Raw genomic sequence first — 25,763 nt, 5'->3', positions numbered from 1 at the left:
ACGGCCCGGCCATGACAGGAACAAGCAGAGCGCCGCGCATCGGCGTGGTGATGGGCTCGCGTTCGGACTGGGAAACCATGCAGCACGCGGCCAACGTGCTGACCGAGCTGGGCGTGCCGCACGAGGTGCAGGTGGTTTCCGCCCACCGCACGCCGGACCTGCTGTTCAGCTACGCCGAACAGGCGCCGGCGCGCGGGATCCAGGTGATCATCGCCGGCGCCGGCGGTGCCGCCCATCTGCCCGGCATGCTGGCGGCCAAGACGCGCCTGCCGGTGTTCGGCGTGCCGGTGCAGTCGAAGGCGCTGAACGGGATGGATTCGCTGCTGTCGATCGTGCAGATGCCGGCCGGCATCCCGGTCGGCACCCTGGCGATCGGCCGCGCCGGCGCGGTGAACGCCGGCCTGCTGGCCGCCGCGGTGCTGGCGCTGCATGACCCGGCGCTGGCCACGGCGCTGGACCACTGGCGCACACGCCAGACCCGGGCCGTGCTGGAACAGCCGGATCCGCGTCAATGAGCGGGCGACGGCAACCCGTGCTGGGCGTACTCGGCGGCGGCCAGCTGGCGCGCATGCTGGCGCTGGCGGCAGCGCCGCTGGGCGTGAAGACACTGGCGGTGGACAGCGTGGCCGACGCCTGTGCGGGACAGGTCGCGCCGCTGCTGGTAGCCGACTGGACCGACTATGCCGCGCTGGAGGCGTTCGCCGCCCGGGTCGATGTGGTCACCTTCGATTTCGAGAACGTGCCGGCCGAGACGGCGCAACGGCTGGCCGAACGGGTGGCGGTGTTTCCGAACCCGCGCGCGCTGGCGGTGGCGCAGGACCGGCTGGCCGAGAAGACCCTGTTCCGCGAGTGCGGGCTGCCCACCCCGGACTTCATGACGGTGGATACGCGCGAGCAACTGGACCAGGCGCTGGCGACGGTCGGCGCACCGGCGATCCTGAAGACGCGCCGGCTCGGTTACGACGGCAAGGGTCAGTTCCGTCTGCATGACCTGGCGGATGCGGACCCGGCGTGGGCCGCGCTCGGCGCGCAGGCGGCGAAGCATGGCCTGATCCTGGAGGCGTTCGTGCCGTTCGAACGCGAACTGTCGGTGCTCGCCGTGCGCGGGCGCGATGGCGATTTCCGCACCTGGCCGCTGACCCGCAACTGGCATGTCGACGGCGTGCTGTCGATGAGCCTGGCACCGGCGCCGGATATCGAGCTGCTGCAGCCGCGCGCCACCGAGCTGGCCCGCACGCTGGCCGAGCGGCTGGACTACGTCGGCGTGTTCGCGCTGGAGCTGTTCGTCAGGAACGGCGAACTGCTGGGCAACGAGATGGCGCCGCGGGTGCACAATTCCGGCCACTGGACCATCGAGGGCGCCCACACCAGCCAGTTCGAGAATCACGTGCGCGCGGTGCTCGGCTTGCCGCTGGGCGACACCGGCGCACGCAGCCCGTCGGCGATGTTCAACTGGATCGGCGAGCTGCCTGACGCCACGGCGGTATTGCAGGGCGTCGATGCGCACTGGCACGACTATGGCAAGCAGGCCCGGCCAGGCCGCAAGGTGGGCCATGCCACGGTGTGCGCACCCGATGCCGGACTGTTGGCCACACGGCTGGGCGGTATGGCCGTGGCACTCGGGCGCGAGGCGCAGGTGGCGCCGGTGTTGTCCGTGCTCGCTTGAACCGCCGGGCATGGGCACAAAAAAACGGAGCCGCCAGGGCTCCGTTTTTTTGTTTGCGATGGGGGAGTCAGGCCAGGTTGCCGGCTGCGAATTCCCAGTTCACCAGGTTCCAGAACGCCTCGACGTACTTCGGGCGGGCGTTGCGATAGTCGATGTAGTAGGCGTGTTCCCACACGTCGGTGGTGAACAGCGGCTTGTCGCTGCCGGTGATCGGGGTGGCCGCGTTCGAGGTGTTGACGATGCCGAGCGAGCCGTCCGGGCGCTGCACCAGCCAGGTCCAGCCCGAGCCGAAGTTGCCGGCGGCGGATTTGCTGAACTCCTCCTTGAACTTGTCGAACGAGCCGAACGCCTTGGTGATCGCGTCGGCCAGCTTGCCGCTCGGTGCGCCGCCGCCCCGGCCTTGAGGAGCGCTGGGGCTCATCGAGTTCCAGTAGAACGTGTGGTTCCAGATCTGCGCGGCGTTGTTGAACACGCCGCCGGACGACTTCCGGATGATTTCCTCGAGCGGCGCGTTGGCGAACTCGGTGCCTTCGATCAGCTTGTTGAGGTTGGTCACGTAGGCCTGGTGGTGCTTGCCGTAGTGGTACTCCAGCGTTTCGGCGGAAATGTGCGGTTCCAGTGCGTTCTTTTCGTACGGCAGCGGAGGAAGTTCGATCGCCATGATGAGGCTCCTTGACGGTGGCGGGGGGAGAAAAGGCCGGCGCAGCGGACGGCAGCCGACGGGTGACTGATACAATACCGGTCTGCCTGCATTGTAAAGATGAATCACCGAGCTATGGACATCAACGAGCAAATCAAGGCGATGCTGGCCGCGCATCCCATCGTGCTTTTCATGAAGGGCACGCCCGAATTTCCGATGTGCGGCTTTTCCAGTCGCGCGGCCAGGGCGTTGACCGAGGCCGGCGCCGTGTTCCATGCGGTCAACGTGCTGGCCGATCCGCAGATCCGCGCGGCGCTGCCGCACTTCTCCAACTGGCCGACCTTTCCGCAGCTGTTCATCCAGGGCGAACTGATCGGCGGCTGCGACATCGTCGAGGATCTGAAGTCCTCCGGCGAATTGTCGCGCATGGCCAGCGACGTGGCCGGGGTGGCGCTTTGACGACGCTGCCGGTTTCCCGATTGCCGGTCGGCTGGCAGCCGCCCCCCGAGACCCTGGCCGGTCGCGTGGTGCTGGTCACTGGCGCCTACGGCGGGCTCGGCGGCGCGGTGGCGCGAGCTGTGTCGCGAGCGGGCGCCACGGTGGTGATCACCGGCAAGCGCAAACGTCAGCTGGAACAGTTGTACGACGCGATGCTGGCCGAAGGCCTGGCCGAGCCGGTGATCCATCCGCTGGACATGGAAGTGGCCACGCCGCGCGAATACGCTGCGCTGGCCGAGGGGCTGGAGCGCGACTTCGGCCGGCTCGACGGCATCGTGCACGCGGCGGTCAGTTTTGGCGGGTTGACCCCGATCAGCATGCACAAGCCGGATGCCTGGCTGCGCGCAATGCACGTCAACGTCAACGCGCCGTTCGCGCTGACCCAGGCCTGCCTGCCGCTGCTGACCCAGGCCGCCGACAGCGCGGTGGTGTTCGTGCTGGATGATCCCGCGCTGCTGCAGCGCGCGCACTGGGGCGGCTACGGCGTATCGAAGGCGGCGCTGGAACGGTTCGTGGCGATCCTGCACGAGGAGACCGATAACGGCCCGCTGCGCACCCATGCACTGCTGCCCGCGCCGATGCGCACGGCGCTGCGGCAGCTGGCTTATTTCGGCGAAGATATCCTGCAGCGACCGCTGCCGGATGCGGCTGCTGCCGCCGCGGTCTATCTGCTCAGCGCGCAGGGCGCGGCGGCGCGTGGGGCCATACTGGATTTGCGGGTCGACTGAACGGTTGCCCGGCGGCGCCGGCGTGGCGTCCGCCCAACGAAAATGGAGTCGAGATGGAATCGCAGATGACCACACTGTCGGCGGGCATCCTGCTGTTCCTGATCATGGATCCGCTGGGCAACATCCCGCTGTTCCTGAGCCTGCTGAAGGACGTGCCGCCGAAGCGGCGGCGTCGCGTCATGGTGCGCGAGCTGCTGATCGCGCTGGGTGTGCTGCTGGCGTTCCTGTTCGGCGGCCAGTATTTCTTGCGGCTGCTGCAGCTGAAGCAGGAGTCGATCAGCATCGCCGGCGGCATCGTGCTGTTCCTGATCGGCATCCGCATGGTGTTTCCGCCGGCCGACGGCAGCGGCATCTTCGGCAAGGCCGGCGGCGGCGAGCCGTTCATCGTGCCGATGGCGATCCCCGGCGTGGCCGGCCCCTCGGCGATGGCGGCGTTGCTGCTGCTGACCAATACCCAGCCCGGTCGTACCGCCGACTGGACCATCGCGCTGCTGCTGGCGTGGCTGGCCAGTTCGCTGATCCTGCTCAGCGCCACCTATCTGTTCCGCTGGCTGGGCGAGAGCGTGCTGACCGCGCTGGAACGCGTGATGGGCATGCTGCTGATCGCCTTGTCGGTGCAGATGTTCATGGCCGGCGTGGCGTCGTTCCTGCACATGAACGTTTGAAACGGTGATTTTGCCCCTGTTGTCGCGGGACCCGGTTCGCATGTTCGTGCGGCTGTCATAATCGGCCGCCAGGATGGGGGGAATCCGAGGAGGCAGACATGCTGAGCATCGAACAGTCCCTTGTAGATCGACTGCCGTGGTTGGCGCAGTACCCCCGCCTGCGGCGCCCGATGGCCGGCATGCTCGGGCGCCTGGCCGACGAAGACGGCTTCAACCGCGTGCTGGACCGGGTCGGCGCCGCCGAAGGCTTCGACTTCGTCGATCGCGTGCTGGACGTGCTCGGCACCAGCCATCACGTCAACCCCGGCGATCTGGAGAACATTCCCGTCGACGGCCCGCTGCTGGTGGTGGCCAACCATCCGCTGGGCATGCAGGACGCACTGGCGCTGCTGCAGCTGATCGGCTCGGTCCGCCGCGACGCGCGCATCCTCGGCAACGACTGGCTGGCGACGGTGCCGCAGCTGGGCCAGTTGCTGCTGCCGGTGGACGTGTTCGGCAAGGGCGCCACCTCGCGCCTGCGCGGCATCTATCGGGCGCTGGAGAATGGCGAGGCGCTGATCGTGTTTCCCGCTGGCGAAGTGTCGCGCGTGCGCCCCGGTGGCGTGCGCGACGGCCGCTGGTCGGACGGCTTCGCGCGGCTGTCCTTGCGCAGCAAGACGCCGGTACTGCCGGTGCACGTCTCGGCTCGCAACTCGGCCATGTTCTACGGCCTGTCGATGCTGGCCAAGCCGCTGAGCACGGCGATGCTGCCGCGCGAGGCAGTGGCGCCCGGCAAGCGGCGGATCGGTTTCAGCATCGGCGCCCTGGTCGGTGCTGAGGAGCTGGCGCAACGCAGCGGCAGCTCGCCGAAGCAGGCCGCCAAGCTGATGCGCCGGCATGTCTACCGGGTCGGCCAGCATCGCGGCCTGGTGTTCGGCGGCCAGGCGCCGCTGGCCTTGCCCGAGCCGGCCGCGGAGGTTGCGGCGGGGCTGGCGCGCTGCGAAAAACTGGCCGACCTGGGCGACGGCAAGCAGGCCTGGCTGTTCATGGGCACGCCCGACAGCGCGGTGATGCGCGAGATCGGCCGCCTGCGCGAACTGACGTTCCGCAAGGTCGGCGAGGGCACCGGCGCCCGGTGCGACCTGGACGCCTACGACCCGCATTACGAACACCTGGTGCTGTGGGATCCGCAGGCGCTGCGTATCGTCGGCGCCTATCGCTTCGGCCACGGCGGCCGGCTGATCGCCGAACGCGGCATGGCCGGCCTGTACACCTCCAGCCTGTTCGACTATTCGCCGGCGCTGGAGTCGCGGCTGGCGCAGGGACTGGAGCTGGGGCGCAGCTTCATTGCGCCGGCCTACTGGCGTTCGCGCGCACTGGACCAGTTGTGGCAGGGCATCGGCCTGTACCTGCAGCGGCACCCGGAACTGCGCTACCTGTTCGGTCCGGTGAGCATGTCGATGAGCCTGCCGCGCGAGGCGCGCGAATGGATCGCCGCGGCGCACCAGCATTATTTCGGTGTGCCGGGACTGGCCGCCGCGCGCCAGCCCTTCGTGGTCTCGCCCGAGGTGGTGCAGGGCGTGCGTGAGGCGCTGGATGGGCTGGACGCCATCGCCGGGCTGGGCAAGCTGAAACACCATCTGGACGCGCTGGGCGTCAGCATGCCGGTGCTGTATCGCCAGTATGTGGATCTGGTCGAGCCCGCCGGCGTGCAATTCCTCGACTTCGGCGAGGATCCGGGTTTTTCCGGCTGCGTGGATGGCCTGGTGATGCTCGACCTGGTCAACCTGAAGCCGGCGAAACGTGCGCGATATCTCAGCAAGCGGGAGTGATCCGGTATAGGCAGGGCAGGCCGGTGTGGCGCGGCAGGGACGCGATGGAGATGACGGGGCGAATCTATCCCATTGATCCGTAACGGTTCGCTACGCGGCTTGGGGGAAATTCGATGATGGCCGTCGACGTGTGGTTGTTACAAAAATGTCATACAATATCGTTAAAGTTGCTTAACAATCGCCGTAGGCGGAAAAGTTCGGCGAGCGAAGCTTATTTGCGGCTCCATGCTCCGTGGAGTGGCGGCGATACCACAACCGGGGTCACGCATTGCGTCCGGTCACGCCTGGCAGCTGACGGGCAGGCGGCGGTTTTGGCCCCAAACAAGCGTTTTTTTCGTTGCGAGCCTGAGGGACGACCCAAGAATGAACAGCCGAATTCGCGCCAAACTCCTGCCGTTTGCCATTGCCTCGCTGCTGGCGGCGTCGGTGCCCGCCATCGCGCAGGACACCTCCTCCTCGATCAGCGGCCGCGTGCTCGACGCGAAGGGCCAGCCGGTGGCCGGCGCCACCGTGCAGATCGTGCATGAGCCGTCGGGCACCACCAAGGTGGTCACCACCGACAGCAACGGCCGCTATGCGGCACAGGGCCTGCGCGTCGGTGGTCCGTTCGACGTGAAGGCCAGCAAGGACGGTGTGCAGGCCGACCACGACAACGTCTACCTGCAGCTGGCCCAGGAATCGGCCATCAACATCACGCTGGCCGGTGCCAGTGCGCAGCAGGCCACCGAACTGGGCGGCGTGACGGTCTCGGCCAGCACCCTGGCGCAGACCTTCAGCCCCGACAACAAGGGCATCTCGACCAACGTCTCCCGGCGCGAGATCGAGGCCATGCCGGCGCCGGACCGTTCGATCCAGAACATCGTCCGCCTCGACCCGCGCATCGTGATCACCGACCGCGAGCGCGGCGAGTTCTCGGCCATCGGCCAGAACAGCCGCTACAACAACATCACGGTGGACTCGGTCAGCGCGAACGATCCGTTCGGCCTGAACGCGAACGGCCTGCCGACGCTGGCCACGCCGATCTCGCAGGACACGATCGAGGAGTACAACATCTCCACGGCGAACTACGACACCTCCATCCGTCGGGGCGTGGGCGCCAACGTGAATGCCGTCACCAAGAGCGGCACCAACGATTTCCATGGTTCGGTCTACTACGTGTTCCAGAACCAGAACATGATCGGCAAGAACGAGAACGACGCGAAGTACACCGCGTTCGATCGCCAGTGGACGGGCGGCGCGACCGTGGGCGGCCCGATCGTCAAGGACAAGCTGTTCTTCTTCCTTTCCGCGGAAAAGAGCGTGAAGGTAGGCGCGGGCAGCCCGTATGGTCCGGCGGATTCCGGTGCTTCCACGCCGATCGCCGGGCTGACCTCGACCCAGGTGCAAAAGGTGATCGACGCCGCCAAGGCGCTGGGCCTGGCCGACCCGGGCAGCTACGGCGGCGGCAACACCAACCTGCAGGACAAGCGCTACCTCGGCAAGATCGACTGGAACATCAGCGACAACCACCGCGCCAGCTTCACCTACAGCCGCACCAAGGAAACCAAGCCGGTCATCACCGGTACCAACACCAACCTGGTCCTGTCCAGCGGCTGGTACACCACCAACGTCGACAACAAGAGCTACGCGCTGCACTTCTACGACGACTGGTCGTCGAACTTCTCCACCGACACCACGCTGTCGTACGCGAAGTTCGACCAGCTGCGCGGCCCCTACAACGGTGTCGCCAGCCCGGACGTGAGGGTGTACCCGACCACCTTCAGCGACGGCACTTCGGTGGAGTTCGGCACCGAGTACTCCAGCCAGGCCAACGTGCTCAAGACCAAGACGCTGAACTTCGCCTGGGCCGGCACCTATTACGCCGGTGACCACACGATCAAGGGCGGCTTCGACTACGAGCACAACGACATCTACAACCTGTTCATGCAGAATGCCTACGGCAGCTACACGTTCGAGGACAGTGCCGACATCAATCCGGCTACCGGCAATCCCTACACCGGCCTGGAGAACTTCAAGCGCGGCAGCTACTACCAGTACCGCTACAACCGCCCGGCGGACGGCCTGAGCACGGCCGACGTCGCCGCCGCCTTCCGCATGAAGCAGTGGGGCGTGTTCCTGCAGGATACCTGGCAGGTCAACCAGAACCTGTCGGTACAGTACGGCGTGCGCGTGGACATTCCGCTGGTCAGCGACCAGCCGCTGTACAACGCCAAGTTCGCCGCTGCCCCGGTAGCGGGCACGTACAACCCGGCCACCCACACTGGCACCCCGGCCACGGGCGGCTTCGGCCGCACCAACCAGACCACCATCAACGGCAACCGCGTGGTGCAGCCGCGCCTGTCGTTCAACTATGCGTTCGACACCGAGCGCATGACCCAGCTGCGCGGCGGTGCGGGCCTGTTCATCTCCAACCCGCCGACCGTGTGGCTTGGCAACATCTACTCCAACTCGGGCGTCACCCAGACCCAGTTCAACTGCGGTCCCACGCAGTCAGGCTGCAAGACCAACCTGCCGGCGTTCAGCGCCGACCCGCACCACCAGAACGACGGCACGCCGGGCACCGGCGCCCAGACCGTCAACACGATCGAGCCGGGCTTCCGCCTGCCGAGCGTGTGGAAGCTCAGCCTGGGCTTCGACAAGGAGCTGCCGTGGTGGGGCCTGATCGCCACCGCCGACTACGAGCACATCAAGGTGCGTGACGCGATCTGGTACCAGAACTACAACACCGGCGCGCCCACCGCCGTGCTGCCGGACGGCCGCTTCAGCTACTACAAGGACATTTCGCTGGATCCGCGCAACAAGGCACAGTCGAACCGCTACCTGGCCAACAAGGCGTTCACCGACGGCACCATCAACCTGGCTAACACCAGCCGCGGCAAGGCGGACAGCTTGGCGCTGTCGTTGAAGAAGCCGTTCTCGGAGGACTGGTCGGGCATGGTCGGCTTCACCTGGAGCCGCGCCACCGAGGTGAACCCGGGTACGTCGAGCGTCGCCCGTTCGAACTATGTCAACAGCTACATCACCAACCCGGGCGAGAACAAGGCGAGCCCGTCGAACTACTCGATTCCGCGCCGCGTGCTGGCGAGCCTGAACTGGCAGCATCGCTTCTTCGGCGACTACGCCACCAGCGCCAGCATCTTCTACGACGGCCACAACGCCGCTCCGTACAGCTGGGCCTTCGGCAACGACGCCAACGGCGACGGCGTCACCAACGACCTGGTCTACATTCCGAAGCCGGGCGAGGTGGAGTTCCGCTCCAATGTCAGCCAGCAGAGGATCGATCAGTTCTACGCCTACATCCAGAAGAACGACTACCTGAAGGATCACCAGGGCGGCATCGCCGGTCGCAACGGTGATCGCGCGGGCTGGATCAACCAGATCGACCTGAGCTTCAGCCAGGAGATTCCGGGCATCTTCAAGGGCAACAAGGGCATCATCAAGCTCGACGTCTACAACTTCACGAACCTGCTGAACAAGAAGTGGGGTATCGAGAAGCGGGTGGCCTTCCCGGGTGGCCGCGCCCTCGCCGACTACTACGGCGTGGATCCTGCCACCGGCAAGTACATCTACGACATCAGTGGCGGCAACTACACCAATGCGAACGGCAACTACGCGCCGCGCGCCATCCCGACCTACGTGAACTTCGGCGACGATCTCGCCCAGCGCTGGTCGGTGTTGCTGACGGTCAAGTACACGTTCTGATCGCCCGTCACTGGCTTGGCCCAGGACCGGCGCCCGCGAGGGCGCCGGTTTTTCTTGTCTTGACCCATGCCTGCCGAGCAAGGGATGCTAGGCGGTCCGCCACGGCGCTGCATGAGGCAGCCACGCCGTCAGCGGCAGGAGAATTAGCGGATGAACGATTTTCAGGCCGGCCGTGCCGGCAAGCCCAGCACGGTCAGCGCACGGATCTCACCCATCGGCGGCCTGGACGTACTTTCGCGCCATGAAGTGGCGCGCCTGCGCGGCGCCAGCGGCTCGGGCCTGCATGCGCTGCTGCGCCGTTGCGCACTGGCGGTGCTGACATCGGGCAACATCAGCGATGATCCGCGCGCGATCCTGGAGCAGTATCCGGATTTCGACATCCAGGTGCTGCAGCAGGACCGCGGCATGAAGATCGAGCTGTCGAACGCACCGGCACAGGCGTTCGTGGACGGTCAGATCATCCGCGGCATCAACGAGCTGCTGGTCGCGGTGGTGCGCGACATCGTCTACGTGTCGACCCAGCTGGAACAGGTCGGCTTCGACCTGGACGCCTCCGCCGCGCTGACCCAGAGCGTGTTCGAGATCCTGCGCAACGCGCGCATCCTGAAGCCGCAGGTCGATCCGAACCTGGTGGTTTGCTGGGGCGGCCACTCGATCTCGCGCGAGGAGTACGACTACACCAAGCTGGTCGGCTACCAGCTCGGCCTGCGCGGGCTGGACATCTGCACCGGCTGCGGCCCCGGCGCGATGAAGGGGCCGATGAAGGGCGCCACCATCTCGCACGCCAAGCAGCGGCGCCGGCACAACCGCTACATCGGCATCACCGAGCCGGGCATCATCGCGGCCGAGTCGCCGAACCCGATCGTCAACCACCTGGTGATCATGCCGGACATCGAGAAGCGGCTGGAGGCGTTCGTGCGCCTGGGCCACGGCATCATCGTGTTCCCTGGCGGCGTCGGCACCGCCGAGGAAATCCTCTACCTGCTCGGCATCCTGCTGCACCCGGACAACGCCAGCACGCCGTTCCCGCTGATCTTCACCGGGCCGCGCCAGTCGGCCGCCTATTTCGAGCAGATCGACCGCTTCCTGCGGCTCAGCCTGGGCGACGAGGTGGCCCGGCACTACCAGATCGTGGTCGACGATCCGGAAACGGTCGCGAGGATGATGATCAAGGGCCTGGAAAAAGTGCGCCACAATCGGCTCGACACCAAGGATGCGTTCTTCTTCAACTGGGCGCTGCAGATTCCACTGGAGTTCCAGCAGCCGTTCCGCCCCACCCACGAGGCGATGCGCGCGCTGCAGATCCACCGCGAGCGTCCGCGGCACGCGCTGGCGGCCGACCTGCGTCGGGCGTTTTCCGGCATCGTCGCCGGCAACGTGAAGGAAGAAGGCGTGCAGGCGATCGAACAGCACGGCCCGTTCGCCATCGACGGCGACGCGGACATCATGCGGGCACTGGACAAGCTGCTGCAGGCCTTCGTCGACCAGCACCGCATGAAGCTTCCCGGCGGCACCGCGTACGTGCCGTGCTACCGGGTGCTGAGCGCCTGACGAAGTGCGGCGGCAGCCCCCGGCGCGGCTTGACAGTTTGTCGGGTGCTCAGCAAACTACGCAGCTCCCGCCCGAATAGCTCAGCCGGTTAGAGCACTTGACTGTTAATCAGGGGGTCGTTGGTTCGAGTCCAACTTCGGGCGCCAGATGTATCAAGGGCTTGCAGCGATGCAGGCCCTTTTTCTTGGCCGGCGTGTAAATCGTTGTGTCACCCAGCGCCGTCAATGTGGCAGCGAGCGCCGATTGCGCCAAAGCGGACCGTGTCCGGTTCAGGCGGCCGGCTCCGGCCATTCGCCTCCCATGGCGGCGAGCACATGGAAGCCCAGCCGTCCGCGCTTGGCGTGGCGCTTGGCGCGCGCGGCCAGCGTAGCGATCAGCTCGGGGCGGCGTGGCGCCTGCGCCGGCACCTGCACCGCGCCGATCGACACCGTGGTCAGCGCGAACAGCTGCCGTGCGCCGCGGCGGTCTTCGCCCTCGATGCCGCCCTGCGCGAGGTCCTGTTCGTCGAACAGCGCGCGGGACCGCTCGTTGAACGCGGCAATGATGCTGCGGCAGCGCGTTTCCCAGTCCCCGCTCTGGAACAGGATCATGAAATCGTCGCCGCCGATGTGGCCGACGAAGTCGTGCCGCGCATCGATGCTGGTGGTGACGATGGCGGCCAGCAGGCGGATCATCTCGTCGCCGCGGAAGTATCCGTACTGGTCGTTGAAGGGCTTGAAGTCGTTGAGGTCGATGTAGGCGGCGACGAACGGCCGCAGCTCGCGCATCAGCCGTTCGATGTGGGCGGTGACCGGAATGTTGCCGGGCAGGAACGTCAACGGATTGGCGTGGCGCGCCGCCTCGATGCGCTGCTCGGTGACCCGGCGCACCAGCGACTCGCCGGTGCCAAGGCCGAGGTAGCGCCCCTCGCGGGTGATGATGAAGCCGTCGGTGAGGTAGCGCTGGTCCTCGCCGCGCAGCACGTCGGTGAGGCTGTCCAGCGATTGCTGCTCGTCGCACAGCAGCGGCTCGGCGTGCATGAAGCTGATGCAGGACTTGCGCCCGAACAGCTCGCGTGCGAACGGCTGCGCCATGCGTTCGGCGAATATGCGGCGATTGATCAGGCCGACCGGACGGTCGTGGTCGGTCACCGCCACCGCGTGCAGCGACTCGTTGCGGCCAAACAGCGCAGCCACGTCGTCGTTGAGCTGCTGCACGGCGAGGCTCGGCGCGGCGATCGCCAGGTGCCCGACCTGCAGCGGCCGTTGCGTGACCGGCCCGCGGGGGTGCGGCGGCACCGGGACGGCGTGGATGCGGAAGGCGTCGCGTGCCTCGTCCCGTACATCGGCCACGAGGGACGGCAGGGGCACGCCGAGCAGATAGCCCTGGGCGTAGGAGATGCCCAGTTCGCGCAGCATGCGCAGGTCTTCCGCCTCTTCCACGCCTTCGCCGACCAGGTCCGCGCCCAGCGTCTCGGCCACGCGGCACAGCGCGCGCACGATGGCGAGCTTTCCCGCACTGCGCGCCAGCCCGTTGACCAGGTAGCGATCGATCTTCACCACGTCCGGATGCAGCTCGTTCCACATCTCGAAGTTGGAATGGCCGTTGCCGAAGTCGTCCAACGCAATGCGCGTGCCGCGGGCGCGCAGGTAGCCCAGCGCATGGGCCAGTTCGGCAGGGTCCTTGACGACGTCGCGTTCGGTGATCTCCACCGTGACGCGCTCCATTCCGATGCCTGCGCCGGACAGCGCATCGATCACCTCGTCCGGTCGTAGGCCACCGTGCAGCACGGCCTGTGCGCTGAGGTTGACCAGAAGCCGACCATGGCCGTCCTGGGCCGCGAACGCGCCGCACACGGTACGTGCTGCCAGCAGCTCAAACTCGCCCAGCCGCCCCTTGGCACGCGCCAGGTCCAGCATGTCCAGCACGCTGAGGCCGGCGGCGGCCTCGGCCGGGCGGCTGAGGCCCTCGTGCGCCACCACCGTCAGGGTGTCCAGCCGCACGATCGGCTGGAACACCGCGCGCAGGCCGGCGCCGCCGGTGATCTGGTCAAGCAGCGACGCGTGGCGGGGATCCGGGCCGTAGGCTGGGGTCATGGCGGGAGTTCCGTGCTCATGCGAGTGCCTCGGCCGGCCGCAGGGCAGCCGGTTCCGCGACGGCTGCCTCGTCCGGGAGGGTGAAGAAGCCCACGTCGCGCACCAGCGCGGTGACGCTCTCCAGCATGGCGCGGCTGGCGGCTGCAGCCTGTTCGCCGAGTGCGGCGTTCTCCTGGGTCATCGCGTCCATGGCGATCACCGCCTGGCTGGCCGCCGCGATCTCGTCCGCCTGGGCGCGGCCTGCCGCGAGGATGGCGGTCACCGTCTCGGCCAGGCGGTCAACGCTGCTGCCGATGCTCTCGATCACCTCGCCGGTGCGGCTCACCCGCTCCAGGCCAGTGCGCACGGCTTGTTCGCTGCCGGTGATCAGGCGGCGAATGTCGCGCGCGGCCTCCGAGCTGCGCTGCGCCAGTTCGCGGACCTCCATGGCGACCACGGCGAAACCCTTGCCATGCTGACCGGCACGCGCGGCCTCGACTGCGGCGTTGAGTGCCAGCAGCCGGGTCTGGAAGGCAACCCGATCGATCAGGTCGAGCATGTCGCCCATGCGGCGGCTGCTGCGCTCGATCGCGCCCATGGCATCGATCGCCTCGCCGACCGCGGTGCGGCCCAGCCCGGCCTGGCAGCGTGCCTCGTCCACCGCGCGATCGACCTGCGTGCCGAGCTGCCGATGCCCGGTCAGAGTGGCGGTGATGCGGGACATGGCGCCGGAGGTCTGCTCCAGCCGCATCGCCTGCAGCTCGGTGCGCCGGCTCAGCGCATCGTTGCCGTCGGCCATGCCCGATGCGCCGTGGCTGAGGGTGTCGGCACGCTGGCGCACGCGTCGCACCACCTGCACGAGTTGTCTGTCCATGCCGCCGAGACCGACCAGCAGGCGACCGATCTCGTCGTTGCGACCGGGGTCGACCGGCGTGCCCAGCGCACCCTCGCTGATCCGCGACGCCACGCGCGTGGCGGCTATCAGCCGCCTGGTGAGCTGGCGCAGGATGCGCAGGTCCATCCACAGCGTGAGGCCCATCGCCGCCAGCACCAGCGCGACCAGGGTATAGAGACCGACCTTGTTGACCCGGTGCTGGGCGGCGGCTGTGGCCTGGCCGTCGTCCAGCGCCGAACCGAACAGGTTGGAGAAGTCGCTCTGCAGCGGGCCGAAGGTGTCGTAGACGTCGCCGGATATTTTCAGCCGCGCCAGGTCGAACTGTTCCGCCTTGAGCAGCTGCATGGCCTCGTCCACCGCCTGGTCGGCTGCGGCGCGATGCACGTCGATCAGGCCGATCAGCTGCTTCTGCTGCGCTCCCAGGCCGCTCTCGAGCAGGCGTTGCCGGTACCTGGCGATGCTCACGCGGCGCGCCTCGATCAACGTCTGCGCATCGTCGACCGACGAGGGCAGCTCGGTGAGCGCGGCGTGGGTGAGTGTCTGCAGCACCGTGGCGTAGTCGTTCTGGATATGTCCCACCGCCGAGGCGGGTGCGAGCGTTTCGGACACCATGCTCTGCAGCCGCATGTCGGAGCGGTTGAGCAATCCGGCCGACACCAGCAGCACCAGCAACAACAGCGCCACCGTACCCGCGAGACGGGCGATCAGGCGTGCACCAAACGAGGACGGCGAGGGGAGAGACAATCGCGGAAGCATGGGGATACCGGCTGTCGGAGGAGCTTGTTTAGCGGCAGATCGGGTAGGGAGCTTGAGCGCTGTTTAAAATATTTCTGTTTTATTTCAGTGTCTTGAAGCGATCATGACGCTCCGCCCGATGTGCCCGCTCAGCATAGTCCGCGTACATGAAGGATCAGGGTCGCGGGGGCCGATGGTTGCTTCGGGAGAATCTGGTGGGCTGTTGATCAGGGGGCGCCGGTTCGAGTCCAACTTCGGGCGCCCGATGCCGGCCCTTGTTCTTTCCGGGCCGGCAAAAACCGGGCGCAGTCGTTGCTGCGACGTCATGCCCCGCGGCATTGCCCACCGCAACCGTCGCCGTTGCGTATCATCGCGATATGTTCCGCCCCATGTTGACGTGATGGCTGCGACCTGGCGCCATCACGCCCGAACCCCACGCGCGATCCCCACAGGTTCCCCATGCGCCACAACCACTCGGCAGGCCGCCTGCCCGAACCGCCCAGCCCGATCGCCGACGATGGCGACGAGACGCACTTCTGCCGCACCTGCGCATTCTCCGGCGCATGCATCGCCGAAGGTTACGGCAAGCCGGAGCTGGTTGCGCTGCACTGCCTGGTCGAGCACGTGGGGCCGTTCCACGCCGGCGAGCACATCTTCCGCACCGGCGATCCGTTCCGCTCGATCTTCGCGGTGCGCGCCGGCACGGTGAAGACCAGCATGGTCGACCCTGCCGGACGCGAACAGGTACTCGGCTTCTACCTGCCCGGCGAGGTGATCGGCCTCAACGCGATCTACCCGGATCAGTTTCCGTGCGATGCGGTAGCACTGGACACGGCCTACTTCTGCCGCTTCTCGTTCCCCGCGATGAGCGCGCTGGCCACGCGCATGCCGGCGGTGCAGCAGCGGTTGTTCCGGCTGATCAGCAAGGAGCTCGGCATGGCCACCTTGCTGGCCGGCGACCACAACGCCGACGTGCGCATGGCCGCCTTCCTCACCGACCTGGCTGCGCGTTACGAGGAGCGCGGCTTCTCCGGCACGCGCTTCCATCTCAGCATGTCGCGCGGCGACATCGCCAACTACCTGCGCCTGGCGGCCGAGACGGTGAGCCGCGTGCTCAGCCGTTTCCGCCAGCAGGGATTGATCGAACTGGAGGGGCGCGAAATGGTGTTGCGCGACCCCGAGAGACTGCGCGAGATCGGCAAGAATCTGCTGCCGCAGTGATTGGCTTCGCGGCAGCTGTGGCGGCTTGACGCAGCAGCCGTTTTCCATCGACAGAGATGACATACATCAAGCGCGTTTCGCGACGTCTCCCTAGGCTCTGCACGCAGAAACCACAGGGAGATACCCATGTCACGTTCGTTGTTCCTCATTCTTGCCGCGGCAGGCGCGCTGGCGCTTGCCGGCTGCTCCGGCAAGCCGTCCGCGGTATCGCCGGTAGGGGAGGCTGACGCCAGCCCCGCCGCGATCGCCGCCACCCACGGCGACTTCGGTCCGCCGCAGGGTGAGCCGATCCACGCGGTGCTGACCAGCCCGCCGCATGTGCCGCCGCCGGTGAACCGCAACTACCCGGCGAAGGTGATCGTGGAGCTGGAGGTGGTGGAGAAGGAGATGCCGATCTCCGAAGGCGTGAGCTACACGTTCTGGACCTTCGGTGGCACCGTGCCGGGCAGCTTCATCCGGGTGCGCCAGGGCGACACGGTGGAGTTCCACCTGAAGAACGCGCCGGACAGCAAGATGCCGCACAACATCGACCTGCACGGGGTGACCGGGCCGGGCGGCGGCGCGGCGTCGAGTTTCACCGCGCCGGGGCATGAATCGCGGTTCACCTTCAAGGCGCTGAACCAGGGCATCTACGTCTACCACTGCGCCACCGCGCCGGTGGGCATGCACATCGCCAACGGCATGTACGGGCTGATCCTGGTCGAGCCGCCGGAAGGCTTGCCGAAGGTCGACCACGAGTACTACGTGATGCAGGGCGACTTCTACACCACCGGCAAGTACCGGCAGAAGGGCCACCAGCCGTTCGACATGGAGAAGGCGATCGACGAGCACCCGACCTACGTGCTGTTCAACGGCAAGGAAGGCGCGCTGACCGGTGACAACGCGCTGACCGCCAAGACCAACCAGACGGTGCGGCTGTTCGTGGGCAACGGCGGGCCGAACCTGGTGTCGAGCTTCCACGTGATCGGCGAGATCTTCGACAAGGTGCAGCCCGAAGGCGGCACGGTGGCGCAGCACAACGTGCAGACCACGCTGATCCCGTCCGGTGGCGCGGCGATGGTGGAGTTCCACACCGACGTGCCGGGCAGCTACGTGCTGGTCGACCACTCGATCTTCCGCGCGTTCAACAAGGGCGCGCTGGGCATCCTCAAGGTGGACGGCCCGGAAGACAAGACGATCTACTCGGGCAAGGAAGTGGACTCGGTCTACCTGGGCGACCGCTCGGAGCCGAACCTGAAGGCGGTGACCACGGCGGCGACGGCGCATGCGGCCGGCACGCTGACCAAGGCCGAGCAGGTCGCGGCGGGCAAGCAGCTGTTCACCGGCACCTGCTCGGTGTGCCATCAGGCGAACGGCGAGGGCCTGCCGAACGTGTTCCCGCCGCTGGCCAAGTCGGACTTCCTGGCGGCCGACCCGAAGCGGGCGATGACCATCGTGACGCACGGCCTGTCCGGCAAGGTCACGGTGAACGGCCACGAGTACGACTCGGTGATGCCGCCGATGAGCCAGCTCAACGACGACGAAGTGGCGAACATCCTCACCTACGTGCTGAACAGCTGGGGCAACCCGGGCGGGCAGTTCAGCAAGGAAGAGGTGACCAAGGCGCGCGCCGAGGCACCCGCCGCGGCGGCACCGGAGCACTGATCCGGGCCGTTCTTGAAAAACTGTCTGGAAGTAAAGACGTCCAGACGAAGCACTGCGTGAAACAACGCCGGCCCCCGTGGCCGGCGTTGTCGTTTCGACGGCCAGCGTGGCCGCGGTGCGTTGTCACGGCCGCACCTTGCATGAGCGGTACTTGACCGGGATCAGCCCGGGCGCGCGCGCCGGCTTCGAGACTGCGCCGACCTCAAGGGAGCAACACCATGAATCATGCACGCAACCGTCTTTCGGCCGCCTGCCTGCTCGCCATCCTGGCCGCACCGGCCTGGGCGACCGGCGGAACCGTCAGTACCGGCGAGCCGGCAGCATCGGCCGGACCGTCGTGGCAACTGGAGTGGGATGCCCGCCTGCGTCACGAGCGGGTCGATGACGATGCGTTCGCGCGCAGCGCCGAGGCCGACACCGTGCGCCTGCGCCTCGGCCTGCATGGCGAGTTCGGGCACGGCTGGAGCGGCCTGGTCGAAGGCGCCGGCGTGGCCAGCGCCGGCAGCCGCTACAACAGCGGCGCCAATGGCCGCACCGCGTATCCGGCGGTGACCGATCCGCGCGGCGGCGAGTTCAACCAGTACTGGCTGCGCTGGCAGGGCGAGAAGCTCGGCGCCAGTGCGGGCCGCCAGCGGCTGCTGCTGGACAACCAGCGCTGGGTCGGCAACGTCGGCTGGCGCCAGCACGAGCAGACCTTCGACGCGCTCGAATTGCGCTGGCGGCCGTCGGCGGCGCTGACGCTGCGCTACGACTGGCTCGACCGCGTGCACCGGGTGGCCGGCCGCGATGCGCTGAACCCGCTCGCGCGGAAGCGCAAGTTGAACACCCATCTGTTCAACCTGGCCTGGAGCCGGGATGCCCAGCAATGGGTCGGCTATGCCTATCTGCACGAGGACCGCGACGTGGACAGTGCTTCCAACGCCACCTACGGCCTGCGCTGGAGCGGCAAGGCGCTGCGAGAGGGCAACGGCCTGGGCTGGACGCTGGAGGCGGCGCGTCAATATGACTACGCCAACAACCCACAGCGCTTCGCGCACAGCTATTGGCTGCTGGAACCGAGCTGGAGCCAGTCCGGGATCACCGCGAAGCTGGGCTGGGAGCACCTGGGCGGCAACGGCCGGCACGCGCTGCAGACGCCGCTGGCCACGCTGCATGCGTTCAACGGCTGGGACGACCAGTTCGGCGTGACCCCGCCCGGCGGGCTGGAGGATCGCTACGTCGGCGTCAACGGCAGCTTCAGTCGCGGCGGCGCTGCCGCCGACAAACCGGGCTGGAGCGTGGCATATCACGACTACCGCGCCGACCGCGGCGCTCGCTACGGCAGCGAGTGGGATGCCGCGCTGACGTTTCCGCTGGCGCCGGGCCTCAGCGGCCTGCTGAAGGTGGCGGACTATCGCGCCGACGATTTCGGCCGCGACAGCGCGAAACTGTGGCTGCAACTGGAATGGCACGGCCGGCAGGCCGTGGCCGGTGCACCTTGAACGAAACCGCCATGCGCACCAGCGCGTTGACCCAGGTCAGCGCGCCGGCGCCGCCGCTGCGTTGAGATGGCGCCATGCACGCGAAACCCTCCCCGCAACACCGCGTCGACGACGCGGTACTTCCCGAACTCGACCTGCGCTGGCTGCCGTCGCCCGAGCCGATGCTGCGCGCGCTGGCGGCAGCCGAGGCGCTGTTGCCGGGGCAGGCGGTGCAGGTGCTCACGCCGCTGATGCCGCTGCCGCTGCTCGACGCACTGGCATCGCGCGGCATGCGGACGACGGCGTTCGCCCTGCCGACCGGCGGCGCGCGCGTGCTGATCCGCTGCCCGGACGGCGATGACGCAGCTTCGGCTTGAGCAGGCGCCGACGCCGTCGCTGCCGCGGCGCTTCCTGCTCGGCGCGCCATGCTGGGGCATGCTGGCCGGCGCGCTGCTGATCGTCGATGGCGAGGCGGCGCTGCGCATGCGCTGGAACCCGGCCACGCTGGCGCTGGTGCACGTGTTCACGCTCGGCGTGCTGGGCAACGCGATGCTCGGCAGCGTGCTGCAGTTCCTGCCGGCCGCGGCCGGCGTGCGGGTGCGCGGCAGCGCGGTGCTGGGGCCGTGGCTGCATGGCCTGTTCAACCTCGGTGTGCTGCTGCTGGTGGCCGGTTTGCACCAACATTGGCGCCTAGCCCTGATCGCTGCGGCGCTGCTGCTGCCGCTGGCCTTCGTGCTGCTGGCGGCGATGACCGTGCCCGGCCTGCTGGCCACGGCCGGGCAGCGCCTGCTGCGCGCGGGCTTCGGCGTGGCGATCGGCTTCGCCGTGCTCACCGCGCTGCTCGGCGGCCTGCTGGCGCTGGGCCTTGCCGGGCGCCTGGCCTTGCCGCTGGCCGCCATCGCCGACGTGCATGCAGGCTGGGGCGTGCTGGGCTGGGTGGTGGTGCTGATGGCCAGCGTGGCGCGGGTGGTGATGCCGATGTTCCAGGGTACCGGCACGGTGCGCGAGCCGATGCAGGCGGCGTGGCTGGGCAGCGCGGTGCTGATGCTGCTCGGCGCGGCTATCTGGCGTCTGGTCGATGGCGGTGGCGCCTGGCTGGTCGGCACGGTGGCTGTGCTCACGCTGGCGTTCGCCGTCGCCGGACTGTGGCTGCAATGGCGTGCGCCGCGGCTGCGCCGCGGGCCGCTGCTGTGGAGCTGGCGCGCCGGACTGATGGTGCTGGCGCTGGCTGCACTGGCGTTGCTCGCGGACGTGCGCGGCGGCATGCTGGCCGGTGCGCTGGGGCTGGGCGTCGCGCTGCCGCTGCTGGTCACCGGCATGATGCTGGAGATCGTGCCCTTCATCGGCTGGATCGAGCTGCACCGGCGCATCGGCCGCGGCGTGCAGCTGCCCGGCGTGCAGCGGCTGCTGCCGGTGCCCGAGAAGACCCGCGCGCTGCTGGCGCAACTGCCGCTGCTGCTGTTGCCGACTGCCGTGCTGTGGCCGTCGGCGTGGCTGGCGCGTGTCGCCGGGCTGGCGCTGGTGCTGGCGTGGGGCAGCGCGTGGTGGACGCTGCGCGGCGTGCGCCGGCGCGCGCATCTTTTCCTGTCGACCGTGGAGGCTCGCCCGTGAGTGCCAAGTTGCCGCTCGTCTATTCCTGCTCCGGCTGTTCCAGTGCGGCGCAGATGGCCAATCACCTGGCGCTGCAACTCGATCGCGCCGGCGTCGCCGAGATGTCCTGCATCGCCGGCGTCGGCGGCGGCGTCACCGGGCTGGTGCGCACGGCGCGGAGCGGGCGGCGCATCCTGGCGCTGGACGGCTGCGTGCTGAAGTGTGTCGCGGCCTGCCTCGCCAACGCGGGCGTGCTGGCCGATACCCACGTGGTGCTCTCCGAGCATGGCGTGAAGAAACGCCAGCACGCGGATTTCGATCCGGTCGAGGCGCAGCGGCTGTACGCCGCCGACGTGCTGCCGGCGGCGCAGGCGCTCGCCGCCACCGGGCAGGATGGTTGACGTGGGTCAAGGCGCGCGGGCGGTCGGGCCGGCCATGATGCCGCCCACCATGCCCGGCCCGATTTTCAGCGCGATCCCTTCACGGCCGTTGCCGCGCCGTTTGCCGCGGGCGGCGGAGCCTCCGGGCCGGCACGCCGCGCCCGTCTGCCGCGCCGCCACCGCCTGAGCCCATCCGTTTCCCTCCATCGAAAAGCGATCAGCATGACCGCCCCTGCAAACCTGCCCGTGCCGGTCTGGCGCGACGAACTGGAACACGAATACGCCGCACTGGCCGAGCGCCTCGAACCGCTGGTGCCGTGCCTGGAGATTCCGCTGCACCTGCCGTGGATCGACGCGATCAACAAGCTGAAGAAGCAGCGCGGCGCGGTGATCATGGCGCACAGCTACCAGTCGCCGGAGATCTTCCACGGCGTGGCCGACATCACCGGCGACTCGCTCGGCCTGGCCCAGGCCGCGGCCAGCTGCGATGCCGACCTGATCGTGCTGTGCGGCGTGCACTTCATGGCCGAGACCGCGAAGATCCTGGCGCCGCACAAGACTGTGCTGATCCCCGACCGGGAGGCCGGCTGCTCGCTGGCCTCCTCGATCACCGCCGCCGACGTGCGTGCGCTGCGCGCGCAGCATCCCGGCGCGCCGGTGGTGAGTTACGCCAACACCTCGGCTGCGGTGAAGGCGGAATCCGACGCGATCTGCACCTCGGCGAACGCGGTGCAGGTGGTGGAGGCGATGGGCGCGCCGAAGGTGATCTTCCTGCCCGACGAGTTCCTCGGCCGCCACATCGCCAAGCAGACGCAGGTGGAAATCGTCCTGTGGCACGGCCGCTGCGAAGTGCATGAGCGCTTCACCGCGCAGGAAGTGCGGCACGTGCGCGAGCAGTTCGGCACCAAGGTGGTGGCGCATCCGGAATGCTCGCCCGAGGTGCTGGCCGAGGCCGACTTCGTCGGCTCCACCACCGCCATGGGCAAGTGGCTGGCGCGCGAGAAGCCGGCCCGGGTGGCGATGGTCACCGAGTGCTCGATGGCCGACAACCTCAAGTCGCAGTTCCCGCAGACCGAGTTCATCAAGCCGTGCAACCTGTGTCCGCACATGCAGCGGATCACCTTGCAGAACATCTACGCCAGCCTGCGCGACCTGCGCCACGCGATCGAGATTCCCGCCGACGTCAGCGTGCGCGCGCGCGCCGCGCTGGAGCGCATGCTGGCCATCGGGCGGCGCGAAAGCGTGTGAGGCACGCATACCTGCCAGTCGTGGTGGTGGGCGGCGGCGTGGCCGGGCTGGCGACGGCGCTGGCCATGGCGCCGGCGCCGGTGCGGCTGTTGTGTCGCGCCCACGATGGCTGCGGCAGCGCCAGTGCGCTGGCCCAGGGCGGCATCGCCGCGGCACTCGATCCGCAGGACAGCGCCGCCGCGCATGCCGCCGACACGCTGGCCGCCGGTGCGAACCACAACGACGCGGCGATGGTGCAGTGGCTGGCGGCCGAGGCGCCCGCGGCAATTGCGTGGCTGCAGGCGCAGGGGGTGGTTTTCGACAGCGATGCACAGGGTCGTCTGCAGCTTGGCCGGGAAGGCGGCCACGGCGCGGCGCGCATCGTGCACGCCGGCGGCGATGCCAGCGGGGCCGTGCTGGTGCAGGCACTGCGCGCCATGGCGCAGGCGGCGATGCACGTGCAGTGGCGCGGTGGTGTCGATGTCGATGGCCTGCTGCTGCGCGGAGGGCGCGTGGTGGGCGTGCGCACCCGCGACGAGCGCGGCCGTCATGAGCAAGTCGAGGCGGCGGCCGTGGTGCTGGCCACCGGCGGCATCGGCGCCTCGTACGCGCGCACCAGCAACCCGCCGGGCGCCGATGGCGCCGGTCTCGCGCTGGGACTGGCGGCGGGGGCCGCACCGCGCGACTTGGAGTTCGTGCAGTTCCATCCCACCGCGCTCGACGTGCCGGGCCACTGCCTGCCGCTGATCACCGAGGCGTTGCGCGGTGCCGGTGCCCGCCTGCACGATGCCGACGGCAACGCGCTGATGGCGGGGGTGCACCCGCTGGGCGACCTGGCTCCACGCGACGTAGTGTCGCGGCGCGTGGCTGCAGAACAGGCAGCGGGTGGGCGGGTCTGGCTCGACGCGACGGCAGTGGACGGCGATTGGGGAAAGCGCTTTCCTACCGTGCTGGCCGCGTGCCTGGCGCACGGTTTCGATCCGCGCCGGCAGGCGCTGCCGGTGACGCCGGCGGCGCATTTCCACATGGGCGGGTTGGCCACCGATGCGGACGGGCGCACCAGCGTGCCGGGCCTGTACGCGGTGGGCGAGGTGGCCTGCAATGGCGTGCACGGCGCCAATCGCCTGGCCAGCAATTCGCTGCTGGAAGGCGTGCTGTGCGGCCGCCGGCTGGGCCGGTTGCTGGCGGACGCGTCGGTACCGGCGTCCGGCAACGGCCCGCTTCGCGTGATCGAGCGCGGCGAAAGTCTGCCGTCCGACCAGCTCGCGGCGCTGCGCGAGCTGCTGTGGCGCTCGGCCGGCCCGGTGCGCGAGGCCGGTGCCCTGCGCGATGCATGGCGGGCCTGCGCGGCGCTGGCCGAACTCGGCTGGCAGGCACGGCTGGCCAAGGCGCTGCTGCGCGCGATGCGCCTGCGCCGGCGTTCGCTGGGCGCGCATTGGCGGCAGGATCGCGGCTGTCCGCGCTGAGCCATTTCAATGCGCTCGCGTACGGGCAGGCACGGTTGATCGGCGTCAAGACAGGACGGCGCGCAGCTGGCACACTGGGCGTTCCTCACCCCGCGAGTATTTCATGACACGTCCTTCCTCCTTCGACTACGAACAGCTGCGTGCCTGCGGTCGCGGCGAGCTGTTCGGCGACGACAACGCCCGTCTGCCTTCGCCACCGATGCTGATGTTCGATCGCATCACGCAGATCTCCGAGGAAGGCGGTGCCTACGGCAAGGGCCTGATCCATGCTGAAATGGACATCCATCCGAAGCTGTGGTTTTTCGACTGCCACTTCATCGGCGATCCGGTGATGCCCGGCTGCCTGGGCCTGGATGCGATGTGGCAGCTCAGCGGTTTCTTCCTGCCGTGGCTGGGCGAACCCGGCCGCGGCCGCGCGCTCGGTGTGGGCAACGTGAAGTTCTCTGGCCAGGTGATGCCGACGGCCAAGCTGGTGCGCTACGAGATCGACATCCGCCGCGTGATGCGCGGCAAGCTGCGGCTGGTGATCGCCGACGGCAAGACCTTCGTCGACGATCGCCTGATCTACGAGGCCAGCGACATGCGCGTGGGCCTGTTCCAGACCACCGAGGGTTTTTGAGATGCGTCGTGTCGTAGTGACGGGCATGGGCATCGTGTCGTGCCTGGGCAATCTTCCGGCCACGGTGGCGCGCGCGCTGCGCGACGGCCGCAGCGGCATCCAGGCGATCCCGGAGTACATCGAGCGCGGCCTGCGCAGCCACGTGGCGGGCGTGCCGCAGATCGATCTTGATGCCGCGATCGACCGCAAGCTGAAGCGCTTCATGGGTGACGCCGCGGCCTATGCCTATGTGGCGATGCGTTCGGCGATCGCCGACGCGGGGCTGGCCATCGAGCACATCCGCCATCCGCGCAGCGGCGTGATCGCCGGTTCCGGCGGCGGTTCGGCACAGTGGCAGATCGAGACCGGCGACATCCTGCGCGAGAAGGGCGTGCGCAAGATCGGCCCGTACATGGTGCCGCGCACGATGTGCTCGACCGTGTCCGCCTCGCTGGCCACCGCGTTCGGCATCCTGGGGCTGAGCTATTCGATCTCCGCGGCCTGCGCCACCTCGGCGCACTGCATCGGCGCTGCCGCCGACCTGATCCGCCACGGCGCGCAGGACGTGATGTTCGCCGGCGGCGGCGAGGAAGAACACTGGGGCATGACCGCGCAGTTCGATGCGATGGGCGCGCTGTCCAGCCACCACAACGACACGCCGGCCACCGCCTCGCGTCCCTATGACACCGGTCGCGACGGCTTCGTCATCGCCGGCGGCGGCGGCATGCTGGTGCTGGAGGAGTACGAGCACGCGAAGGCGCGCGGCGCGCACATCCACGCCGAGCTGGTCGGCTACGGCGTCACCTCCGACGGTGCCGAGATGGTGGCGCCGTCGGGCGAAGGCGCGGTGCGCTGCATGCGGATGGCGCTGGCCGGCGTGGACGCGCCGGTCGACTACCTCAACACCCATGGCACCGCCACGCCGCTGGGCGACATCGTCGAACTCAATGCGGTGCGCGAAGTATTCGGCGAGGCGGTGCCGCCGCTGTCCTCGACCAAGGCGCTGACCGGCCATTCGCTCGGCGCGGCCAGCGTGCACGAGGCGATCTACAGCCTGCTGATGCTCAACGAGGGCTTCATGGCCGGCTCGGCCCACATCGACGAACTCGATCCGCGCGCCGAGGGCTTCCCGATCCTGCGCGAGAGCCGCCCGGCGCAACTGGCCACGGTGATGTCGAACAGCTTCGGCTTCGGCGGCACCAACGCCAGCCTGGTGTTCGCCAAGGTGTGAC

The 25,763-nt window shown here is 68.4% G+C and carries 21 protein-coding genes and 1 tRNA gene; 19 read left to right on the top strand and 3 right to left on the bottom strand.

The features are described 5' to 3' along the window. Positions 1 to 11: 11 nt before the first annotated feature. Both purE and RHOOR92_RS0114955 read left to right on the top strand, forming a co-directional pair. The gene (gene purE, locus RHOOR92_RS0114960; RefSeq protein WP_007507480.1) at positions 12 to 515 is read left to right on the top strand and encodes a 5-(carboxyamino)imidazole ribonucleotide mutase; all 504 of its coding nucleotides are present in this window, start codon (positions 12 to 14) and stop codon (positions 513 to 515) included. Then, positions 512 to 1,666 (top strand): 5-(carboxyamino)imidazole ribonucleotide synthase, encoded by a 1,155-nt coding sequence (locus RHOOR92_RS0114955; protein ID WP_015448459.1) that lies wholly within the window; start codon positions 512 to 514, stop codon positions 1,664 to 1,666. The genes purE and RHOOR92_RS0114955 overlap by 4 nt, the downstream gene beginning before the upstream one ends. A gap of 67 nt (positions 1,667 to 1,733) precedes the next feature. On the opposite strand, the gene RHOOR92_RS0114950 is transcribed toward RHOOR92_RS0114955, so the two are convergent. Next, a complete protein-coding gene (locus RHOOR92_RS0114950) occupies positions 1,734 to 2,327 on the bottom strand; it encodes a Fe-Mn family superoxide dismutase (RefSeq protein ID WP_007507484.1) in 594 nt (197 codons plus the stop codon). 114 nt (positions 2,328 to 2,441) lie between these two features. Between RHOOR92_RS0114950 and grxD the strand changes: the two genes are divergently transcribed. From grxD to RHOOR92_RS0114915, 7 genes are all read left to right on the top strand, one after another. Continuing rightward, on the top strand, positions 2,442 to 2,765 hold the full coding sequence (gene grxD, locus RHOOR92_RS0114945) for a Grx4 family monothiol glutaredoxin (protein ID WP_027490619.1): 324 nt from the start codon (positions 2,442 to 2,444) through the stop codon (positions 2,763 to 2,765). After that, positions 2,762 to 3,532 (top strand): SDR family NAD(P)-dependent oxidoreductase, encoded by a 771-nt coding sequence (locus RHOOR92_RS0114940; RefSeq protein WP_015448458.1) that lies wholly within the window; start codon positions 2,762 to 2,764, stop codon positions 3,530 to 3,532. Before grxD ends, RHOOR92_RS0114940 begins: the two co-directional genes overlap by 4 nt. A gap of 65 nt (positions 3,533 to 3,597) precedes the next feature. Continuing rightward, positions 3,598 to 4,197, top strand: coding sequence for a YhgN family NAAT transporter (locus RHOOR92_RS0114935; protein ID WP_007507491.1), 600 nt, complete (start codon positions 3,598 to 3,600; stop codon positions 4,195 to 4,197). Positions 4,198 to 4,295: 98 nt separating this feature from the next. Continuing rightward, positions 4,296 to 6,008 carry a lysophospholipid acyltransferase family protein gene (locus tag RHOOR92_RS0114930; protein ID WP_027490618.1) on the top strand — a complete coding sequence of 571 codons (1,713 nt, stop codon included), beginning with the start codon at positions 4,296 to 4,298 and terminating at the stop codon, positions 6,006 to 6,008. Positions 6,009 to 6,371: 363 nt separating this feature from the next. Next, positions 6,372 to 9,710 carry a TonB-dependent receptor gene (locus RHOOR92_RS0114925; RefSeq protein WP_015448455.1) on the top strand — a complete coding sequence of 1,113 codons (3,339 nt, stop codon included), beginning with the start codon at positions 6,372 to 6,374 and terminating at the stop codon, positions 9,708 to 9,710. 150 nt (positions 9,711 to 9,860) lie between these two features. Then, a complete protein-coding gene (ppnN, locus tag RHOOR92_RS0114920) occupies positions 9,861 to 11,261 on the top strand; it encodes a nucleotide 5'-monophosphate nucleosidase PpnN (RefSeq protein ID WP_007507498.1) in 1,401 nt (466 codons plus the stop codon). Between the two features lie 69 nt (positions 11,262 to 11,330). Continuing rightward, positions 11,331 to 11,407 (top strand) — tRNA-Asn (locus RHOOR92_RS0114915). A 123-nt stretch (positions 11,408 to 11,530) separates the two neighbouring features. Here RHOOR92_RS0114915 and RHOOR92_RS0114910 read toward each other — a convergent pair. Together RHOOR92_RS0114910 and RHOOR92_RS0114905 are read right to left on the bottom strand one after the other, a co-directional pair. Then, complete coding sequence (locus tag RHOOR92_RS0114910; protein WP_027484441.1) at positions 11,531 to 13,336, bottom strand: phosphodiesterase; 1,806 nt, start codon at positions 13,334 to 13,336, stop codon at positions 11,531 to 11,533. 16 nt (positions 13,337 to 13,352) lie between these two features. Next, entirely contained in the window at positions 13,353 to 14,966 is a 1,614-nt protein-coding gene (locus tag RHOOR92_RS0114905; RefSeq protein ID WP_015448454.1) for a HAMP domain-containing methyl-accepting chemotaxis protein, read from the bottom strand. A gap of 438 nt (positions 14,967 to 15,404) precedes the next feature. Here RHOOR92_RS0114905 and RHOOR92_RS0114900 point away from each other — a divergent pair, with 438 nt between their 5' ends. The 10 genes from RHOOR92_RS0114900 (at position 15,405) to fabB (ending at position 25,762) form a co-directional block, all read left to right on the top strand. After that, a complete protein-coding gene (locus tag RHOOR92_RS0114900; RefSeq protein WP_007507504.1) occupies positions 15,405 to 16,166 on the top strand; it encodes a helix-turn-helix domain-containing protein in 762 nt (253 codons plus the stop codon). A 126-nt stretch (positions 16,167 to 16,292) separates the two neighbouring features. Further along, positions 16,293 to 17,810, top strand: a complete 1,518-nt coding sequence (gene nirK, locus RHOOR92_RS0114895; RefSeq protein ID WP_027490617.1) for a copper-containing nitrite reductase — start codon at positions 16,293 to 16,295, stop codon at positions 17,808 to 17,810. A 218-nt stretch (positions 17,811 to 18,028) separates the two neighbouring features. Beyond that, on the top strand, positions 18,029 to 19,291 hold the full coding sequence (locus RHOOR92_RS0114890) for an alginate export family protein (protein ID WP_027490616.1): 1,263 nt from the start codon (positions 18,029 to 18,031) through the stop codon (positions 19,289 to 19,291). A gap of 74 nt (positions 19,292 to 19,365) precedes the next feature. Continuing rightward, entirely contained in the window at positions 19,366 to 19,647 is a 282-nt protein-coding gene (locus RHOOR92_RS0114885) for a DUF2249 domain-containing protein (RefSeq protein WP_015448452.1), read from the top strand. Then, positions 19,628 to 20,881 carry a hypothetical protein gene (locus RHOOR92_RS0114880; protein ID WP_027490615.1) on the top strand — a complete coding sequence of 418 codons (1,254 nt, stop codon included), beginning with the start codon at positions 19,628 to 19,630 and terminating at the stop codon, positions 20,879 to 20,881. Before RHOOR92_RS0114885 ends, RHOOR92_RS0114880 begins: the two co-directional genes overlap by 20 nt. After that, on the top strand, positions 20,878 to 21,261 hold the full coding sequence (locus RHOOR92_RS0114875; protein ID WP_007507518.1) for a putative zinc-binding protein: 384 nt from the start codon (positions 20,878 to 20,880) through the stop codon (positions 21,259 to 21,261). The genes RHOOR92_RS0114880 and RHOOR92_RS0114875 overlap by 4 nt, the downstream gene beginning before the upstream one ends. A gap of 201 nt (positions 21,262 to 21,462) precedes the next feature. Then, positions 21,463 to 22,488: a quinolinate synthase NadA gene (gene nadA, locus RHOOR92_RS0114870; RefSeq protein ID WP_007507520.1), complete on the top strand. Its 1,026-nt coding sequence runs from the start codon at positions 21,463 to 21,465 to the stop codon at positions 22,486 to 22,488. Beyond that, positions 22,485 to 23,933, top strand: a complete 1,449-nt coding sequence (locus RHOOR92_RS0114865) for an FAD-binding protein (RefSeq protein ID WP_027490614.1) — start codon at positions 22,485 to 22,487, stop codon at positions 23,931 to 23,933. Before nadA ends, RHOOR92_RS0114865 begins: the two co-directional genes overlap by 4 nt. A 103-nt stretch (positions 23,934 to 24,036) precedes the next feature. Next, complete coding sequence (gene fabA / locus RHOOR92_RS0114860) at positions 24,037 to 24,552, top strand: 3-hydroxyacyl-[acyl-carrier-protein] dehydratase FabA (RefSeq protein WP_008439404.1); 516 nt, start codon at positions 24,037 to 24,039, stop codon at positions 24,550 to 24,552. A gap of 1 nt (position 24,553) precedes the next feature. Next, entirely contained in the window at positions 24,554 to 25,762 is a 1,209-nt protein-coding gene (fabB, locus tag RHOOR92_RS0114855; protein ID WP_007507527.1) for a beta-ketoacyl-ACP synthase I, read from the top strand. Position 25,763 lies beyond the last annotated feature (1 nt).

The organism is Rhodanobacter sp. OR92, from assembly GCF_000427545.1.
Lineage (GTDB): Bacteria > Pseudomonadota > Gammaproteobacteria > Xanthomonadales > Rhodanobacteraceae > Rhodanobacter > Rhodanobacter denitrificans.
Note: the sequence above shows the minus strand (reverse complement) of the source record. Positions and strands in the feature narration are given on the sequence as shown.